Below are 17,631 nucleotides of genomic sequence, written 5' to 3'. Positions count from 1 at the left end.
GCAACAATTTGCATATGCAATCGTTGCGGCTTTCTTTTATCTCATATAAAATAATCCACCATTTACAATTTCGATTTTAATTTTTGCATCGTATTGTTCTTCTAATGCTTTTCTCTCTATTTCATAACACTCTGGCTTTTCTTCCACATCTTCATAAAAGAAGTCTAACACGCGTTGATCCCGTTGCCATCTCTTTTTAGCCTGTTCAGCCCATGTATGATCATCTTGTTGAATAATTGCATCAATCGCTTCATCCAAGCGTTGAAGCGCACGTAAAGGCTTAATTATATATTGTACATAAAAAGCATTTTCCGACTGCTTCATATCCCACTCAAAATGATTTATTGTTTCATGGAAATGATCATTTATTGTCCCTGTCAGTAAGTTAATACCAAAAGAATACAGCATTTCTTTCGTTCGGTCACAACAATACGACACTTTATAATTTACACCAAGCCAAGGAGTAAGCATGACTTGCCCTATACTCGCATCTACTTTTTGAAACATTTGGACATACGCTCCTAGCTCTCTCGTAGCTTGAAACAATTGATTGAGCCTTGGAGAACCAAAATGGACGACTTCCCCGATTATTTTTTCTGACAATGCACTTTGATCTGTAATAAAGGTTACTTGTGCAGGGTTAGGTTCGCTATTTGTCGCTTCTACGTATTGCCAGTAAAAGGGGCGATTCATAATTCTCTTATCAACAGCAATCGTTAATTGTACTGTTAAGTAATGGTCACTCTCCCATACCATTTCGCATTCATTTTCTAAAAAAAATTGTCGTAAATAACTGTGAACCTGTTGTGGATACATGCCCCTCTCCCCTTACAAATCAATTATGGCTTGGGATATTGCGTTTAGATTTGTCAGTCTGCTCGAAAAGCTCCTCTTCAAATCTGTGACATATGCCAATGCCTTTTTTTATTAAGAATAGCAATCCTCACTAGTAGAAAACTTCTATTAATCGGGTTATACAGACTTTTTGAAATTTGTTAAAATGGCATCTAAGTCTCCTACTACCTTTTCAAAAACATCGATTTTTGTATGCAGTAATGCCAAAATATCCTTTTCAATCGTATCTTCTACCGCAAGATTATAAATATGGACATCATGTTCTTGTCCTAAACGGTGAACACGACCTATGCGTTGCTCAAGCTTCATTGGATTCCAAGGCAAATCGTAGTTAATTACATGATGGCAAAATTGAAGGTTAATCCCTTCGCCCCCTGCCTCTGTTGCAATTAATACTTGCGCTTTTTCCTTAAATATATGCTTCATATAATCCCGCTTGTTTTTATTAAACTTCCCATTAAATAAAACACTCGTTATGCCATGTGAATGTAAATACCACTGTAAATAGATTTGAGTTGCACGATATTCAGTAAAAATAATGACTTTATCTTTAGCCTGCTCAATAATCTCTAGCGTCTTCTCAGCTTTAGAATTCACTTCTAATGACATAACTTTTGCAAGAATTGCTTCTAGCTCCTCGCGTTCTGAACTATTTTCAAGCATTTTGGACAGCGTTAAAGCTGTTGCCTCTTTGCTGCTACACATTTCTTTTTGCAATGTAATTAATGAGAAGGAGCCTGTTGAGGTTAGCGAGCCAAGCAAATGATAAACTTCCATTTCCTCAGGGCTAAATTGAATAGGCACTATTTGAACACGTCGACTAGTCCATTCGATGCCCGTGTCCTCTCTTCGATTTCTTACCATCACTTGGTTTACTAGTTCTTTTAAATAGTCATCGTGCTGTAAATCGTGCTTGCTTGCTGAAAACGCAGATTGAAACGTCTCATAATTGCCAAGATGACCTGGCTTCAGTAAAGAAATAAGATAATAAAGCTCAAAAACATCATTTTGAATCGGTGTAGCCGTTAATAATAAGCAAAACTTCTTCTTTAATCCTTGCACAAATTCATAAATTTGTGTTTTATGGTTTTTTAATTTATGTGCCTCGTCAATAATAATCATGTCATAATTTTGCGCATAAATTAATTCTTTATGTGGGCTTTTTTTTGCCGTATCCATGCTCATAATAACAATATCGTAACGCTCAATCGGGCAATTTTTTTTATACGCAATAGCTGGAATATGAAATTTTTGATTTAATTCTTCAATCCATTGATTAATAAGAGATGCAGGTGCTAAAATTAGCGCTTTTTTCACTAGCCCTCGTATCATGTATTCCTTTAGTATTAAGCCAGCTTCAATTGTTTTCCCTAGCCCCACCTCATCTGCAAGTATCGCTTTCCCATTCATTCGTTCTATAACGGTTTGCGCTGCTTCTAGCTGATGGGCAAGTGGTGTTAGCTTTGGTAAAAACTTTGTTGCTTGTAAACCTGTAAATTCCGGAATTAAATTCATTTTCACAATTTCATAGTTCGTTTTGTACAAAGTCCAACTATGCCATTTTTCATCGTTTTCCAGCCTATTTATCAATCCTTCTTGCCAATCGGACGACCTCTCCACAATCATGATCATCACCTCATGCTATTATTTCTAAATTAGGTTGTCCAAAAAAGAAAAAGCTATGTTAGATTTTGCTCATGAAAAAATATACATATTTTAAGTGACATGCAAATGACTTCTTACCGTTCAATAATTTAATTCGAGAAATAAATTTGGAGCATTGATTAAAATTTAATTAAAGAGGATTTAATGATTAAAACGAAGCATAATAATATCCAAGCTATATAGGAAGATAGAAGACGTTAGTTTTTATAAAAGATTTTCGCATAGTATTGAATCATAAAAAGAGAAGGCTTTTATGCCTTCTCCTTCTACTATTCACGTTACTTCACATATGCGACAGCTCTTACTGGCGATGCAGTTGAGTTTTTCAATTTAAGCGGCAGTGCCATAAAAGTAAAACGGTCATTTAAAGGTAACTGTTCAAGGTTAACTAGGTTTTCTACTATATAAATAGGAACACTTAGCAGCTTTAAATGTACTTCACGTTTCATATTGTCATGAACATCTATATTCGCTAAATCAAGACCGATGCATTTAACTTGTTTGTCAAATAACCAATCACCTGCACAAGTTGCAAATGCATGCTCTTCAAAAAAGTCTCCTTGGCCCCACTTTGCAGTGCGTGTTCTTACTAACACAATATCACCTTGCTGAACAGTAATTCCTTGTCTTTGCTCAGCCTGTGAAAGCATCTCTGCTGTAACAGGTTCAAATGGATCCTTGAAAGAGGAAACATCAAGTAAGACAGCATCGCCATATGTTTTTGTTAAATCCATTTCAGCAGTAGATTCCCCACCTCTTATAAAGTGAAGAGGAGCATCAATATGTGTTCCACTATGATCAGACATACGTAAAAAGCGAGATTCAAATCCTTCACATGGAGCTACGTAGCGATGACCAGAATTATCAAAAGTGGATTCTTCTTGTATCGCAATCGGTGGATGGGATGTGTAAGAAACTAAACCATCATAAATTTCTAATGTTAAATCAATAATTTTCATTTAAATTTCCTCCTTAAACTGAATCACAACTTTGCCATTTACTTTATTAAGGGCACTTTCAAAACCATCCAGACTATCTTTAAATGGAACAGTGTGTGCGATTAACTTATTAAATGGATAGTTTGCATCCGCAGCCATTTGTAAAACCGCTTCATAATTAGCTTGTGTAATGCCGTAACTGCCTTTTATCATTATTTCACCACGTACAATTTGATCCATTGGCACAGCAAACTCAGCAGAATTGATGCCGACTAATACAAGCTGTCCACCACGTTTAAGTAAACGAAGTGCCTCTTTCGGAATAGCTGGATGACCAGAGCAGTCAATGATAGCATCATAGCCTGCAAAATTATCGTGAATCAGCTCCTCCGTAGAAACAAATGTTGCATGTACTCCGATCTCTTGTGCTAAATGCAAACGATTTTCATCTTGTGGAACTCCTAGCATATGTGTTTCTTGATTACCCGCTCCTACTAATATAGCTGCTACCCCTAATCCTATCGGTCCAGGTCCAATTACTAAAATCGCCTTATTCTTATAATCAGGTACTTTTAAAACGGCTGTATAACTAACTGCTAATGCTTCCGAAATAGCTGCTACTTCATCACTTACTGCATCGTCAATGACAATAATATTATTTACATCGACTACCATATACTGTGCCATGCCACCAGCCTCACGGAATCCATATCGCAGTGCCTCCGTCGGTGTTTTGATTAATTTATAGTCATTAAAATCACAACAATTCGTTTCACCACGTTGACAATAATCACATACCCCACAGCTTTTATATGGATTAATGACCACTCTTTTATTTAAAAGTGCTTGATCACCACAATCCCCCATAGCTATTACTGTTCCCGTTACTTCATGCCCTAGCACAAGTGGATACGAGACCCAGTCATAGCCACCATGCCCGTCATACATATGCAAATCACTTCCACAAATTCCAACGGCACTTACTTTTAATAAACATTCATTACTATTTAATTCAGGAACAGAATAGGTCTTAAATTGAACATCCTTTTTCTTTGCTGAACACTTTACTAATGCTGTATATTCCATCACCAATTCGACTCCTATTCTCATTTCATATTTACTGCTTTTAATGGATCGCTACTGAACTAATTTAATAATATCTATTAGGATCTTTTCTTTTTCGGCTAAATATTGTTGTTTATCGATAGATGACCAATCATAGAAGCCCTGATTGGTTTTCATACCATATTGTTTGGCTTCTATTTTTGCATGATGTATTGCAAGTGGTTTCGTACCATTCTCTAAAGTCGGGTATACATGATCGACAATGGCATAATGTGTATCTAAACCATTAATATCCCGTTGCTCAAGTGGTCCTGTATGAGCTAATCGTACACCAAGGCTCATTTTAGCAATAAAGTCGAGCTCTTCAGCAGTTACAATTCCTTTTTCAACTAAAGACATCGCTTCCCTTGCAAGTGCACTTTGTAGTCTGTTTGCTACAAAGCCCTCAATTTCCCGTTGTAACAAAATAGGCTTTTTACAAACACCCTGTAAAAATTCCATAGTAGCATTTGCCCGTTCCTGGGCTGTATAAGCGCTAGGTACCACTTCTATTAAAGGGGTAATATGTGCGGGAGAAAAGAAATGCGTCCCGATTAAGCGTTCTTTATGCAACATATTCACTGCAATATCGCTAATTAAATAACTTGAAGTATTGGTACAAAACGTAACTTCTTTTCCATAAAATGAATCCAGCTGTTCAAATAAAGATTGCTTAGCCTGTAAATTTTCAACAATTGCTTCAAAAACAAATGTTAAATCATCAATTTGTTCTAGTTGCTGTAAAAAAGTAATTTGGTGTAAATCAGATTGCTGCTTCAATTGCTGTAATCTTTCCATATTAGGCTCATATAAATAAACATCCACGTTATATTGCACAAAATATTTCGCGATAGCCGAGCCCATAAAGCCTCCGCCTATTATCAGTACTTTTTGCATTGTTAGTTCTCCTTCGTTAAGCTTTACTTTCTTCATCATTCCATAAAGCTTTGATGCCAACCGCATAAATACATATTGCTTTTACCTCATCTAAAATATCGATACTCGCACCGAGTGAAATGGCATTTGTTTTATGAATCAGAATGCCTTTTTCATAGCCATCGCAAACGTTTATAGCATACAGCAATAATTCCTTCAGTAATCTAGATACTGCACCATCTCGTAAAGATGTTGTACGCAAATTGCTATATGTTAGTAAAGTGTCTGGTGCATAATCTACTAAATATTGAATCCATGTTGGTAATACATCAAACTCTCTTTGATAATAGTCAATACATTCCCGCTGGGAGGAAAATGTATCAACCTCTTTGCCGATTTTAGTGGCATGTGCGTCACCTGATAGCTGAATTGCATAAGTGATAGCTTCTATTCCAGATAACCAAGTTGGAATACCTCTCGAAATAATAGCTGATGCAATTAGTTCTGCTATTTCTGTGACAGCATTGCCCTCTTCCACTGCTTGCTTTACAAAATAAAGCATTTGTTTTTCCTCACGTCTTGCTGCAAATAATCCTACAAGTAACAATGTTTTTTCTTTTCTTGTTAAAGCCCCTTCTGTTAGAAGTGCTTGATACATGCTGGACATTTATATTTCCCCCTCAGGTTATGGCGATTGGACATATGTCGCTGTCCGCTACGGCGGATGCTTTCCGCGGGTTTACTGGCGATTCACGGGCTTTTATCGGTGATTTCCATTGTCTTATCGGCGATTCACGAGCTTCTATCGGCGATTTCCACTGTCTTATCGGCGATTCACGAGCTTCTATCGGCGATTTTCACTGTCTTATCGGCGATTCACGAGCTTCTATCGGCGATTTTCACTGTCTTATCGGCGATTCACGAGCTTCCTTCAATGCAAAAAATTCGCTCTCTTTCTGTGGAGGAACCGCAACCCCTTCTAAATGCTAAAGCATCTGCGGAGGCTCGCTTGGCTCGCTTTCTCACAGAAGTTTAGCGAATTTTTTGCTGAAATCCTATAACCTTAACTCATCATTTTCTAAAGTAAATATGACCAAGCTAACATTGCTATAATGTAAATAACACCTACGAAGAACATAATCATAACTAGGAAGCCCATAATATCTTTTAACTTCAAGCGAGAAAGTGCCAGTGCTGGTAAAATCCAGAATGGTTGTACTAAATCGTTCCAAGCATTCCCTAACATAACGGACATTGACGTCTCTGATAAGGATGCGCCTAATTCTTTTGCTGCCTCAATCATAAATGGACCTTGTACTGTCCAGTGTCCTCCTGCAGATGGTGCAAAGAAGTTAATGAAGAAGGAACTAATTAATCCCCAGAAAGGTAGTGTTTGTTCGTTTGATAGGTCAACGAATATTTTAGCAATAGTGTCCACTAAACCAGAAGCTGCCATGATCGCCATAATCCCCGCGTAGAACGGAAATTGCAGTATAATTCCTGAAATCGTTTTAACCCCATCAGCTAAGTGCTCAACATAACGAGCAGGCGTGCCTAGTAAAATAATGCCTAAAAATAAAATAATAAAGTTTAAAATATTTAAGTTTAATGAATTTCCTTTTGTGAAATAGATTACAATATAAATCAGCCCTAACGCACCAATTGCGTATGCTAGAATGCGGCTATTATTTAATCTATTCGCTAATGTATTGTCTTCCAAAAGGTTTAATTTTGCCTTTGGTTGGTCTGCATATAATGCGGGATCAATCTCCACAACATTTTTAGGATCTTTTGGATGCAGCATTGCATTAAATAGCGGTAATGTAATTAATAAAACAATTGTTGTAATAATCATTGGTAAGCTAAAAATTGTTTCTGATAATGTAACTAAGCCCATGGCACCTTCTAAGAAGTGACCAGGCGTTGAAATTAAAATCGGAATAGAAGCAGATATACCTAATCCATAGAAAGTGAATCCAGAATAGGCAGCTGCAATAATTAGCGGATAATGGACCCCTTTAACTTTTAATGCTAATTTTTTCGCGATAATCCCACCAATTACTAAACCAAATCCCCAGTTTAAATAACTACCGATACCTCCAACAAGTGTTGCCACAATAATTGCCATTTTTGGCGTGTGAACCATACTTGCAATTTTATTTAATAACTTATCTGTTATAGGTGCTGTAGCTAATACATAACCCATTGCAAGAATGACAGCCATTTGTGTTGTAAAGGCTAATAAATCCCAAAAGCCACCACCCCAGGCAGTTGTTAGATCCATAAAACTAATATCTTCAACTATTAGAGCCAATACAAACGTTAATAATGTAAGTCCAATTGCAAATACAAATGGATCTGGTAAATATTTTTTCATTACATTTGTGAAAAAATTCGTTAACTTTTCCATACAATTTCCCCCTTGATGTGTTCTCCTAAGTAATTTTTGGAATTAGCTCTTTAACGTGTAAACATGATAAAATGAAATCACAATCTTTACATGTTGGAGGGCATTTTCTTGCAAAAATTAACTAGTATTTTAGTGACCGCTTATGCTAAGGCACCCCAAGGCACGTCTATGTACGAGATGTACAAACATGCCGGCATTGTGTTAGAAATCGATCAACAAAGTCATAAAATTATTGATGCAGAATTTACATTTGTTACTGATCTTGCTCAAGATTTCTTTAAACGAATGTTAATTGGCTTTGATCTTACCGCCAATATTGATGAATTAATTGCTCGTGTAGATGAGCACTATTATGCTCCATCAAGTGGATCCGTCGTAGTAGCTCTAAAGTCTGCGCAAAAAAGATATCTTGAAAAAATTCAAAAAGATAGCTAAGTATTTTCACCGAGTCATGTACTCGGTGTTCACTATGCTTGGCAGTTTTCAACGATAGTTGAAACACCAAGTCCCCCTGCGATACATAATGTTACTAAGCCATAACGCTTGCCTGTTCGTTCAAGCTCATGAATAAGTTTTGTCATTAAAATGGCACCAGTTGCCCCAATAGGATGCCCCATGGCGATCGCACCACCGTTCGGATTTACTCGATCTATATCTAACCCAAGCTCATTAATTACTGCGATAGATTGCGCAGCAAAAGCTTCATTTAACTCAATAATATCAATATCTTGAATCGATAAATTTGCTTGCTTCAAGGCTTTTAATGTCGCTGGAACTGGACCGATCCCCATTATCGATGGATCAACCCCCGCGGCTGCTTGAGCAATGATTTTTACCTTTGGCTTATAGCCTAGTTCTAGCGCCTTTTCATTCGACATGATTAGCAATGCAGCTGCACCGTCATTACGCCCACTACTATTGCCCGCTGTTACTGATCCACCTTTACGAAATACAGGTTTTAACGTACTTAACTTCTCTTTACTCGTTAAAAATGGATGTTCATCTTTATCAAAAATATCTATTGATTTTCGCTTTTTCACTTCGTAAGGTACGATTTGTTTGTCAAAATAACCTTCTTGCATAGCTTTTGCTGTGCGTTCTTGACTACGATGTGCAAATGCATCTTGCTCTTCACGGGAAATAGAAAATTTTTCGGCTAAATTTTCTGCTGTTTCCCCCATCGTTGAAATGCCATAAACTTCAAACGGTTGTGAGCCTGGTTGGCTTTCTGTATTCGGATCTAACAGGACAGCATTACCAACGCCATATCCATAGCGAGCATTGCGTAAGTAATATGGAGCTGTACTCATGGATTCTGTTCCCCCTGCGATAATAATATCGCTATAGCCAAGAGCAATTTGCTGTGCCGCATTATTAATGGATTGTAGGCCAGAACCACATTGGCGATGTACTGTATAACCAGGTACGGTAATTGGTAGCTCTGCACGTAGAGATGCAAGACGCGCCACATTGGATTGATCCGCACTTTGTTTTGCTTGTCCCAAAATCACTTCATCAATTAGTGTGGGGTCTAGCTGTGTACGATTTAGAAGTTCGCGAATAACTGTTGAACCAAGAATATCCGCTGTCTCATTAATCAATGAACCGCCTAACTTCCCTATAGCTGTTCGAATACCTTCTACAATAACTACTTCTTTCATGCAATATCCCTCCTATTTCAACGCATTGACAAAGCTTGCTTCAGTGCTAGCCTCTACTTGCTGTAATGTAATGCCAGGCATTAATTCAACCAAATGTAACTGTCCATCCACATAGTTAAAAACAGCCAATTCAGTAATAATCGTATCCACGCTACGTGTTGAGGTAATCGGATAAGTACAATTTTTTATAATCTTACTTTTACCATCTTTTGATGTATGCGTCATTGTAACAATGACCTTCTGTGCACCGATTAATAAATCCATTGCACCACCAACACCAATAATATTTTTCCCTGGAACTGCCCAATTGGCGATACGTGCTTGTTCATCCACTTGTAATACACCTAAAATGGCGACATCTACATGCCCCCCTCGAATCATGCCAAATGATTCTGCACTATTAAAAAAGGATGAACCAATTGCTTCTCCAACTGGCATTTTTCCAGCATTCACTACATTCGGATCAATATCCTCCTCATCTACACCTACTACGCCTAGCATGCCGTTTTCTGTATGAAAGTGGACATTGTCATTTTCTACATACTTTGCAACAAGTGTAGGGATACCGATTCCTAAATTAATAATTTGTCCATTTGCAACTTCTTTAGCAGCTCTTTTTGCTATTAGCTCCTGAATTGGATTAGCCATGATCCACAACGCCTTCCTTCGTTAAAATCTTCTGTGCTACAATCACTCGATCAATGAATAAATGTGGCGTAATGATCTCATCACTGCTTAGTTCGCCTGCTTCTACAATTTCATCTACCTCAACAATGACAGTCTTCGCTGCAGTTGCCATAATCGGATTAAAATTCCGTGCAGTTTTGTAATACACTAAATTCCCAAGTCTATCTGCCTTATGTGCACGAATAATTGCGACATCCGCCTTTAATGCTTGCTCAAAAACATATTCTTCACCATTGATAAGTTTTGTTTCTTTCCCTTTCGCCAAATCTGTTCCAACAGACGTTTTCGTATAATAACCACCAATTCCTGCACCACCAGCTCGAATCGATTCAGCTAATGTACCTTGGGGTAATAATTCAATTTCGAGTTCTCCTCGTTGAAATGCTTCGCCAACATCTCGATTGCCAGTAAAGTATGAGCCAATTGCTTTCTTTACTTTCTTTTGCTCTAGCAATTTCCCAAGACCCTTCCCTTTTTCTCCTAAGTTATTGCTAATAATGGTTAGGTCATTAATCTCTAACTCTACTAGAGCATCTATTAAAGTAAGTGGCCCACCTACTAAGCCAAAGCCACCTACCATTATCGTTTGACCACTTTCAACACAAGATAAAGCCTGTTCTACGGATTCATAAATTTTCATTGTCTTCACTCCATTACTTTTGGATAAGCGCATCACTGATTTCAAACCAAGAAGGAATGCCAGCTGTTAATAGGCAAATATAGCCCAACTCTGCCAATTCTGCTTCTTCTACACCTACTTCACGTGATTGTTTAGCCCAATAATCTGTTTCCTCATTTTTCAGTACTGTTGTGTAAATGCCTGTCATCAAAATATGCTTCATTTGCGTCGAAACAACATTGCTATCAAGCAACGACACTTTTAAAGCGTTTTCATCTTTTTCAACAAAGAAGCTTACTAATCTCTCAAAATAGGCCTTACTTTGATTTGTTGAAGCAAACGTACTATAATAGCGCACAATCTCAATTGCTGAAGCATCATGTGAAATTTTATCAGCAGTCGTATTTGTTAGTTCTAAAGCATAGTCAAAGGACTGCAAGCCAATTTGTAAGGCTCTTTCTCCCCCATAGTTAAATGCTATAAGCAAGTACTCTATCAATTCCTCAAGTGTAGCCCCACCATCCATGGCGCCTTTTGTATGGTACACCATGCTACGTGCATAATGTCTTGCAGCATTCATGCCAACTAATAAAATGTCTTTGTCTTTGACAGATAGGACACCTGGTGCCATAGCTGCGCCACGTAGTGCTGTATAATGGTCTAGCATTGCTGGATTATAATCATGCATTTTTTGCACCCATTCAGGTACAACATCATAAACTTTTTTAAAATACTCTAATCCTGTATTCATCCAACAAATCCCCTTTTTGTTAATTTTGAATAAAAAAAGGCCACACTTCCCCAAAGACGGCATATACCGTACGTTTAGAAAAGTGTAGCCAACAGTCAAGCAGGGAAAGTAGAAAAAGGTCATTTTTCTACAGCTGCTTGATAGGCATTTAATATTTGTTATTTAATTATTCGCATAAAATTTTAAAAACTGCAACTCTTTTTTTCAAAAACGCTCTAAAAAGCGCGCTATTACTCGGTTAACATCTTTTCTCTCTTCAAATACCAAAGTGTAATGATTGCTATTTGAAGTGAATTTCCAAATATTTTTGGCATATTTAAGTGTTTCAGTATAAGATTCTGCTAAAAATAATGCGGGCATTGCTCCAATACCACCAGTTGAATGAATTAAAAGGATTGGGCAGTCCACTTTTTCAAAAACCTCTGCAGGCTTGTAGTCATAAAAACTTTGAAAATCTAAACGAATTTTCTCTTCATCAGACTTATTTCCCCAATGTCCATCTTGGGCTGCAATTTCATAACGACCGACACTAGCTAAATGATCCGTCCATTCCACACCTAGCCGACCATAAATTGCCTTTATTTCCTCGATATACGCATCTGCTGATTCATACGGCTTGCTAATTCGACCTAGTGATGGCTCAACAATTTGGCGTTGATGATCTGTACAAGTTGCTGCTCCATCAAGTAAAATGACCCCTTTTACATCTTTACGCTTACTAGCAACATTCGCCATAATAAATGCTCCCATTGAGTAACCCATTAATATTGGGCTCTCAATGTTTAATGCATCAAGCAAAGCTAAAATATCTTGTGTATGTAACTCAATACTTGTATTTGCAGGTGCTGGTGCACTATTACCACGCCCTTTTAAGTCAACCGAAATAAAACGATAGTCACCTTTTAAAAGCTCAGCATAGTAATGCATTTGCATATGGTTACCAGTTAAACCATGGACGGCAATAATAGTCCCTTTCTCGCCTGGATAATCTACAAAATGTAACGCACTACCATTCACTTCTATTGTTTGGTATTCCATTTCCATCATCCTCCCTTATAAATTATGCGGCGTGTAAAAGCACATTTGTAAGAGGAACATTCATTATCCCTCACCTAAACATTCGCCGAACAAAGATAAAGTTATTTTTACATTGTTATTTCAAAAAAGTCAAAAAATTTTTTCTAGAACGAATACATACATTGCACCTTTTTCATTGCAATATTTAGAAAAATCTACCTTACTTTTCTCAGAAAAAACATTATTTTAAAATAATTAATATCTCTTTTTAATTTCCATTTCACATTTTCTATATGGGCTAAAACTATTGTTATTTAGATATTTACCAATTATATACATTTGTATTACTCAAGTTATTTCCTTATTGAAATAAAACTATATTGCCATAAAAATTGCCAAACCATAAATTTACTTTTAATGGATTAAATGTACGGCAGAATTACTTTTTGTTACACTATTTGAAAAAGAAAAAAGGAGTCTCTTTTGAATAGAAAAAATAGAAAAATATTTATAATACATGAAATTTATGGGGTTAATGATTTTATTCGAGAACAGGCATGTTCCTTTATGGATAAGCATACCGAGGTAGTTTGTATTCATCTTTATACAGATAAAAGAAGCTTTACTTATAATCAGGAAAAGGAAGCTTACCACTATTTCACTAATGAAATTGGCTTTGATGCGCCTTTAGAAATGCTCATTACACAACTAAACACTGCCATACAACAATATGAAAAAGTAATTGTAATTGGTTATAGTGTAGGCGCAACACTTGCTTGGCGTCTTGCCGAACTGCCGTTGTATCGTGTTGTTTGTATCTACGGCTCCCGCATTCGCCAATATGTTGACTTGCAACCGAATTGCCCGACACTAATTATTTTCCCTAGTTTTGAAAAAAGTTTTAATGTCGAAGAATTGAGTCATACACTAAAGCGTCATCCCTTTGTACAAACGATACAATTTCCAGGGAAACATGGCTTTATGGATCGTTATAACGCTTCATTTGATCAAGAAAGTGCTATGCTAGCGCAGGCATCTATTAAAAATTTTTTATAAAACTAATTATGAAATGGAGGTTATCATTTTGAATCAACAGCAGCTTTTAGAAATTGATCCATACACGGAATCAGGAAATGTCATCTTTCCAAGCTTTCAACTTCCTTTGCATATAGGAACGATTGTAGGTATCCACACAGATGTAACGAAAATCAACACTTTAATGCATTGGTTTACAAAGCAAGAAAAGACATATACGCATATTCGTGAAGGTGCATTATACGAACGACTAACAGTGGATGAGTATATCCATTTTTCTATAAAACTTTTTTCACCCCATCTACATAATAAAGAGGCCATTTTAAAACTATTTGCTTTAACTGATCAAAGGAATACTAAAATTCTTAAACTTCAACATGGGGAAAAACAACGTTTAAAATTGTTATATACATATTTAAATTCAGCTCCTACTCAAATAATCGAAGAACCCCTTCAAAACTTAGATGAATTTTCGAAACAAAATGTGCTCAAGCTTTTAATGGCACTTCAAAAACAAGAAAAATCCGTAGTTTTACTTTCAAACAATTTGGAGGACCTAATTATTTCGTGCGGGAAAATATACAGATTGGATGCATTCGGTTTACATGCACTCGATGTTAAAGAGGAGGAAATGGAAACAGCTTCTACTCCTATTGAAAATGCACCTATAAGGCTTGATAAAATTCCAACGAAGAAAAATGACAAAATCATTTTATTTAATCCTCCAGAAATAGATTACATTGAAAGTGTGGAAGGTATTGTAAGTGTTTATGTTGCAAATGAAGCTTATCCATGTACATTATCCCTGAATGAATTAGAACAAAAATTGACACCATTCGGCTTTTTTAGAAGCCATCGTTCTTATATTGTTAACCTGCAAAAAGTACGTGAGATTATTACGTGGACGCGTAATAGCTACAGTCTTGCATTAAATAGCAACGAAAAAACAATTGTACCTTTGTCGAAAAACAAACTAGCAGATTTAAAAGAAATACTCGGAATATAGTAGATTTCCCAGGAAATAAACGACTCCTGTCAGCTGTATATTTCTCCATTGACGCTCAATTTTCCGCCTTTCACCAGTAATTTAATGTTTACTCCTCCATCGTGCTTTAAAGTGAGGTTATCAACAACCACAGGAGGTTTACACATGGAGACAGTAATTATTGATGTTCAACATTTAAAAAAGGTCTTTAATCGTGAGGCTGCATTGCAGGATGTTTCCTTTACTATTAAAAAAGGAGAAATATTTGGTTTTCTCGGTCCAAGCGGCTCTGGTAAAACAACTACTATTAAAATATTAACTGCGCAAACTGAAAAAACGGCTGGAGAGGTTTCATTATTTAATCGATCAGCTAGTGAAATGAAATCTAGCCAAAATCGTCAGCGCTTCGGCATCTTAACGGATAATAGTGGGCTGTATACACGGCTTTCAATTGAAGAAAATTTATTACTATATAGTAATTTGTATCAATTACCTCATACAGCAGTAAAAGAGGCGTTAGATTTTGTTAACCTTTATGCAGAGCGCAAAAAGAAAGTGAGTCAGCTCTCTAAAGGTATGATTCAACGTGTGACGCTAGCTCGTGCCATTATGCATAAACCTGAATTGTTATTTTTGGATGAGCCAACATCAGCACTTGACCCAGTGAATACTCAGCATATTTATAACGGCTTAAGAAAATTAAATGCGCTCGGAACAACTATCTTTTTAACAACACACGATATGAGCGAGGCAGAAATACTTTGTGATCGTGTTGCCTTTTTACACCAAGGAAAAATTCGAGCAATCGGTTCACCGAAGCAATTAAAAAGTGAATTTGGAGATGAAACGCTTACTGTAGAATTGAAAAATGGCCAATCTGAAACGATTCAAAATGGCGCTCAAGATGCAAAACAATTATATGATTGGATGCAATCAAATGCAGTGGCACGTATCTATACAAACGAACCAACTTTAGGCGATATTTTTATGCAAATAACAGGGAGTGATTTAATATGAATATATCAATAACACGTATTCAAGCTATTTTTATGAAGGACTACAAGGAATTCTCAAGAAATTATGCAGTGTCTGTTATGATTTTTTTACCCTTAATTTTAGCGTTTGCTTATAATAAAATCGGAACGGATAGTATTGATGCTTATTTTTTACCAATAAATTTAGTGTTTGCTGTTGTGACAGCCTATGTACAATGTTGCTTAATTGCAGAAGAAAAGGAGAAAAATACTCTTCGAAGTTTAATGCTTTCTCCTGCTTCACTTGGAGATATTTTAATAGGTAAAAGCTTGTTTGTCTCTATTGTTACGATTGTAGTAGTAGCTTTGTCGATTTTCCTTGTTGGCTACGAGCCAGCTAACCTGTTTATCTTAGCAATTGCCCTATTACTTTCTATCGTTTTTTATATCGCCTTAGGAACATTATGTGGGTTATTTGCAAAAACAATTATGGAAGCATCGATTATCGTGTTACCTGTTATGTTTATTTTCTCATTTGGACCGTTTGCCTTAACTTTAGCTTCTGTTTATCCTGTTTTAGAAATTGCAAAATGGCTTCCAAGTGCTCAATTAGTACTTCTAGCAGAAGCTTTGGAAGGTAACTACTCTTCGATGGACTATATCATCCCTATCGTTACTATTATTGCTTGGTCAGCAGTAGCTTGGATTGTTACTGGATTTGTTTATAAAAAAAGAATGGTAGATTAAAACCATTCTTTTAGCGTATTGGCAAGGCATTAAGATTTTCCTCTCAATGCTTTGCATTTGTTTGAGTGCCAGGCACTCAAACAATTTTCCATTAAAGCAATTGTTGTTCAAGTTTTTCGATTTCTTCTAATGTGTCTGCATACCAAATACCAACAAATCTCGATGGAACTTCGCTTTCAAAATAATCCCCATCATAAAAAGCTAATGGGAATAGAACATTTTGCTCTATCAGTTGCTCAATCTTTTGAAAAAATTGTTCATTATGTTCCACACCTTTTGATGCATAAGAGGCAAATTTATTAACTGGTTTACCTAATGCTTCATGAAACATTAACATAGAGGTAGAGCCGTTTTGGCGGAAGTTCAAATCAATCGCCTGCACATCTCCTGCCTCTGTGACGATTAAGTCAAACCCAGCTACACCAACGAAGCCTTCTGCTACACCTTGCTCCATTATATGGCGCCCTACTTCAATCACTTTATCTGGTACTTTTTCTACAATGACATTCCCCTCATAAATTCCATTTTCATCTGTCATTTGTTGAGATGCACCTAAATACTGTATACCGAGCTCTTCAGAATACACGTACTGACAACTATAATTATCTTTTGCCTGTAACAATTCTTCGATAATAATGCTTTCCGTTCCATTCATACGAAATTGGCGTAAACCCTCTGTTAACTCATCTTGATTTTGGCAAATGATGACGCCGTATCCACCAGAAGTAGGTGAATCATCTCCTGGCTTGAGCACAACAGGTGGCTTCCAATTTTTCATGGCATCCGATAATCTATATAGTTCGATATTCAAACGACTTGGTACGTATTTACTATCAATTAAATGGTCAATATAAGCTTTTGTATTTAACTCATTAAATTTGGCGGCATCCATCCAATAGCAATTACGGTTCATATGCTCTGCGTCATGTAAATACTGACAAACAATCGTCTTTCCTTCTTCACACCAAGCATCTAATTGCGCTAAATATTCTTCTTGTGTTTCATACGTATACGGCTGCTCTACCCATGTTAAACCCGCTAATTCATGTATTTTTTTAGCCTTCGCCGTTTGCGTCGCACGGTGCACTAAAACAGGAATATCCGCGATGGCGACTTCCCTTGCTGTTAATGCATCTAGTTTATGGCAATCATCCATCATCCACGGATTATCGCTATATGGTGTACGAGGTGTATACACAGCATTATCACCGTAAATTTGTCGTAATGTTAATTTCGGCTTTAACATACTATTCCCCCACTTTTCAAAAATAGATTTTAAGTAATCTACCCTTGATTACCACAACTCA

19 protein-coding genes are annotated in these 17,631 nt (G+C 36.7%); 6 read left to right on the top strand and 13 right to left on the bottom strand.

Features of this window, described 5'->3' with window-relative positions; genetic code table 11:
• Window positions 1-36: 36 nt before the first annotated feature.
• The 6 genes from ACIQ1H_RS14175 to ACIQ1H_RS14150 form a co-directional block, all read right to left on the bottom strand.
• Entirely contained in the window at window positions 37-816 is a 780-nt protein-coding gene (locus ACIQ1H_RS14175; RefSeq protein WP_402889604.1) for a YqhG family protein, read from the bottom strand.
• A 156-nt stretch (window positions 817-972) separates the two neighbouring features.
• Complete coding sequence (locus tag ACIQ1H_RS14170) at window positions 973-2,487, bottom strand: DEAD/DEAH box helicase (protein WP_370635699.1); 1,515 nt, start codon at window positions 2,485-2,487, stop codon at window positions 973-975.
• Window positions 2,488-2,798: 311 nt separating this feature from the next.
• Window positions 2,799-3,479: a cyclase family protein gene (locus tag ACIQ1H_RS14165; protein ID WP_173478787.1), complete on the bottom strand. Its 681-nt coding sequence runs from the start codon at window positions 3,477-3,479 to the stop codon at window positions 2,799-2,801.
• Window positions 3,480-4,544 (bottom strand): zinc-dependent alcohol dehydrogenase, encoded by a 1,065-nt coding sequence (locus ACIQ1H_RS14160; protein ID WP_402890022.1) that lies wholly within the window; start codon window positions 4,542-4,544, stop codon window positions 3,480-3,482.
• Window positions 4,545-4,595: 51 nt separating this feature from the next.
• Window positions 4,596-5,495, bottom strand: a complete 900-nt coding sequence (locus ACIQ1H_RS14155) for a 3-hydroxyacyl-CoA dehydrogenase NAD-binding domain-containing protein (RefSeq protein ID WP_402890020.1) — start codon at window positions 5,493-5,495, stop codon at window positions 4,596-4,598.
• Window positions 5,476-6,105: a carboxymuconolactone decarboxylase family protein gene (locus ACIQ1H_RS14150; RefSeq protein WP_402889601.1), complete on the bottom strand. Its 630-nt coding sequence runs from the start codon at window positions 6,103-6,105 to the stop codon at window positions 5,476-5,478. The genes ACIQ1H_RS14155 and ACIQ1H_RS14150 overlap by 20 nt, the downstream gene beginning before the upstream one ends.
• A gap of 99 nt (window positions 6,106-6,204) precedes the next feature.
• On the opposite strand from ACIQ1H_RS14150, the gene ACIQ1H_RS14145 reads away from it, so the two are divergent.
• Window positions 6,205-6,474, top strand: a complete 270-nt coding sequence (locus ACIQ1H_RS14145; RefSeq protein ID WP_402889600.1) for a hypothetical protein — start codon at window positions 6,205-6,207, stop codon at window positions 6,472-6,474.
• Between the two features lie 42 nt (window positions 6,475-6,516).
• On the opposite strand, the gene ACIQ1H_RS14140 is transcribed toward ACIQ1H_RS14145, so the two are convergent.
• Complete coding sequence (locus tag ACIQ1H_RS14140) at window positions 6,517-7,848, bottom strand: short-chain fatty acid transporter (protein WP_402889598.1); 1,332 nt, start codon at window positions 7,846-7,848, stop codon at window positions 6,517-6,519.
• A gap of 108 nt (window positions 7,849-7,956) precedes the next feature.
• Between ACIQ1H_RS14140 and ACIQ1H_RS14135 the strand changes: the two genes are divergently transcribed.
• Window positions 7,957-8,283, top strand: a complete 327-nt coding sequence (locus tag ACIQ1H_RS14135) for a DUF3870 domain-containing protein (protein WP_173478792.1) — start codon at window positions 7,957-7,959, stop codon at window positions 8,281-8,283.
• Window positions 8,284-8,315: 32 nt separating this feature from the next.
• Here ACIQ1H_RS14135 and ACIQ1H_RS14130 read toward each other — a convergent pair whose 3' ends face one another.
• The 5 genes from ACIQ1H_RS14130 to ACIQ1H_RS14110 all read right to left on the bottom strand — a co-directional run bounded on the left by ACIQ1H_RS14130 (window position 8,316) and on the right by ACIQ1H_RS14110 (window position 12,604).
• Window positions 8,316-9,509 carry a thiolase family protein gene (locus tag ACIQ1H_RS14130; RefSeq protein ID WP_402889596.1) on the bottom strand — a complete coding sequence of 398 codons (1,194 nt, stop codon included), beginning with the start codon at window positions 9,507-9,509 and terminating at the stop codon, window positions 8,316-8,318.
• A gap of 12 nt (window positions 9,510-9,521) precedes the next feature.
• Window positions 9,522-10,157 (bottom strand): 3-oxoacid CoA-transferase subunit B, encoded by a 636-nt coding sequence (locus tag ACIQ1H_RS14125; RefSeq protein WP_173478794.1) that lies wholly within the window; start codon window positions 10,155-10,157, stop codon window positions 9,522-9,524.
• Complete coding sequence (locus ACIQ1H_RS14120; protein WP_173478795.1) at window positions 10,150-10,836, bottom strand: CoA transferase subunit A; 687 nt, start codon at window positions 10,834-10,836, stop codon at window positions 10,150-10,152. The genes ACIQ1H_RS14125 and ACIQ1H_RS14120 overlap by 8 nt, the downstream gene beginning before the upstream one ends.
• A 13-nt stretch (window positions 10,837-10,849) precedes the next feature.
• Window positions 10,850-11,566, bottom strand: coding sequence for a carboxymuconolactone decarboxylase family protein (locus ACIQ1H_RS14115; RefSeq protein ID WP_402889594.1), 717 nt, complete (start codon window positions 11,564-11,566; stop codon window positions 10,850-10,852).
• A 204-nt stretch (window positions 11,567-11,770) separates the two neighbouring features.
• The gene (locus ACIQ1H_RS14110; RefSeq protein WP_402889592.1) at window positions 11,771-12,604 is read right to left on the bottom strand and encodes an alpha/beta fold hydrolase; all 834 of its coding nucleotides are present in this window, start codon (window positions 12,602-12,604) and stop codon (window positions 11,771-11,773) included.
• Window positions 12,605-13,066: 462 nt separating this feature from the next.
• Here ACIQ1H_RS14110 and ACIQ1H_RS14105 point away from each other — a divergent pair, with 462 nt between their 5' ends.
• From ACIQ1H_RS14105 to ACIQ1H_RS14090, 4 genes are all read left to right on the top strand, one after another.
• Window positions 13,067-13,639 (top strand): dienelactone hydrolase family protein, encoded by a 573-nt coding sequence (locus ACIQ1H_RS14105; RefSeq protein ID WP_402889591.1) that lies wholly within the window; start codon window positions 13,067-13,069, stop codon window positions 13,637-13,639.
• 28 nt (window positions 13,640-13,667) lie between these two features.
• Window positions 13,668-14,624, top strand: a complete 957-nt coding sequence (locus ACIQ1H_RS14100; RefSeq protein WP_402889589.1) for a LytTR family transcriptional regulator DNA-binding domain-containing protein — start codon at window positions 13,668-13,670, stop codon at window positions 14,622-14,624.
• Window positions 14,625-14,768: 144 nt separating this feature from the next.
• Entirely contained in the window at window positions 14,769-15,620 is an 852-nt protein-coding gene (locus ACIQ1H_RS14095) for an ABC transporter ATP-binding protein (protein ID WP_402889587.1), read from the top strand.
• A complete protein-coding gene (locus tag ACIQ1H_RS14090) occupies window positions 15,617-16,324 on the top strand; it encodes an ABC transporter permease (protein ID WP_402889585.1) in 708 nt (235 codons plus the stop codon). The genes ACIQ1H_RS14095 and ACIQ1H_RS14090 overlap by 4 nt, the downstream gene beginning before the upstream one ends.
• Window positions 16,325-16,415: 91 nt before the next feature.
• Here the strand turns inward: ACIQ1H_RS14090 and ldmS are convergent, their stop codons facing one another.
• Window positions 16,416-17,570, bottom strand: a complete 1,155-nt coding sequence (gene ldmS, locus ACIQ1H_RS14085; protein ID WP_402889584.1) for an L-aspartate--L-methionine ligase LdmS — start codon at window positions 17,568-17,570, stop codon at window positions 16,416-16,418.
• Between the last annotated feature and the right edge of the window lie 61 nt (window positions 17,571-17,631).

The organism is Lysinibacillus sp. NPDC097279 (assembly GCF_044761745.1).
GTDB lineage: Bacteria > Bacillota > Bacilli > Bacillales_A > Planococcaceae > Lysinibacillus.
This window is presented reverse-complemented; position numbering and strand designations above follow the sequence as displayed.

What these genes read in the sequence shown, in the direction of transcription:
- ACIQ1H_RS14175 (WP_402889604.1), bottom strand. Translation starts at nt 816, where the DNA reads ATGTATCCACAACAGGTTCACAGTTATTTACGACAATTTTTTTTAGAA.
- ACIQ1H_RS14170 (WP_370635699.1), bottom strand. Translation starts at nt 2,487, where the DNA reads ATGATCATGATTGTGGAGAGGTCGTCCGATTGGCAAGAAGGATTGATA.
- ACIQ1H_RS14165 (WP_173478787.1), bottom strand. Translation starts at nt 3,479, where the DNA reads ATGAAAATTATTGATTTAACATTAGAAATTTATGATGGTTTAGTTTCT.
- ACIQ1H_RS14160 (WP_402890022.1), bottom strand. Translation starts at nt 4,544, where the DNA reads ATGGAATATACAGCATTAGTAAAGTGTTCAGCAAAGAAAAAGGATGTT.
- ACIQ1H_RS14155 (WP_402890020.1), bottom strand. Translation starts at nt 5,495, where the DNA reads ATGAAGAAAGTAAAGCTTAACGAAGGAGAACTAACAATGCAAAAAGTA.
- ACIQ1H_RS14150 (WP_402889601.1), bottom strand. Translation starts at nt 6,105, where the DNA reads ATGTCCAGCATGTATCAAGCACTTCTAACAGAAGGGGCTTTAACAAGA.
- ACIQ1H_RS14140 (WP_402889598.1), bottom strand. Translation starts at nt 7,848, where the DNA reads ATGGAAAAGTTAACGAATTTTTTCACAAATGTAATGAAAAAATATTTA.
- ACIQ1H_RS14130 (WP_402889596.1), bottom strand. Translation starts at nt 9,509, where the DNA reads ATGAAAGAAGTAGTTATTGTAGAAGGTATTCGAACAGCTATAGGGAAG.
- ACIQ1H_RS14125 (WP_173478794.1), bottom strand. Translation starts at nt 10,157, where the DNA reads ATGGCTAATCCAATTCAGGAGCTAATAGCAAAAAGAGCTGCTAAAGAA.
- ACIQ1H_RS14120 (WP_173478795.1), bottom strand. Translation starts at nt 10,836, where the DNA reads ATGAAAATTTATGAATCCGTAGAACAGGCTTTATCTTGTGTTGAAAGT.
- ACIQ1H_RS14115 (WP_402889594.1), bottom strand. Translation starts at nt 11,566, where the DNA reads ATGAATACAGGATTAGAGTATTTTAAAAAAGTTTATGATGTTGTACCT.
- ACIQ1H_RS14110 (WP_402889592.1), bottom strand. Translation starts at nt 12,604, where the DNA reads ATGGAATACCAAACAATAGAAGTGAATGGTAGTGCGTTACATTTTGTA.
- ACIQ1H_RS14095 (WP_402889587.1), top strand. Translation starts at nt 14,769, where the DNA reads ATGGAGACAGTAATTATTGATGTTCAACATTTAAAAAAGGTCTTTAAT.
- ACIQ1H_RS14090 (WP_402889585.1), top strand. Translation starts at nt 15,617, where the DNA reads ATGAATATATCAATAACACGTATTCAAGCTATTTTTATGAAGGACTAC.
- ldmS (WP_402889584.1), bottom strand. Translation starts at nt 17,570, where the DNA reads ATGTTAAAGCCGAAATTAACATTACGACAAATTTACGGTGATAATGCT.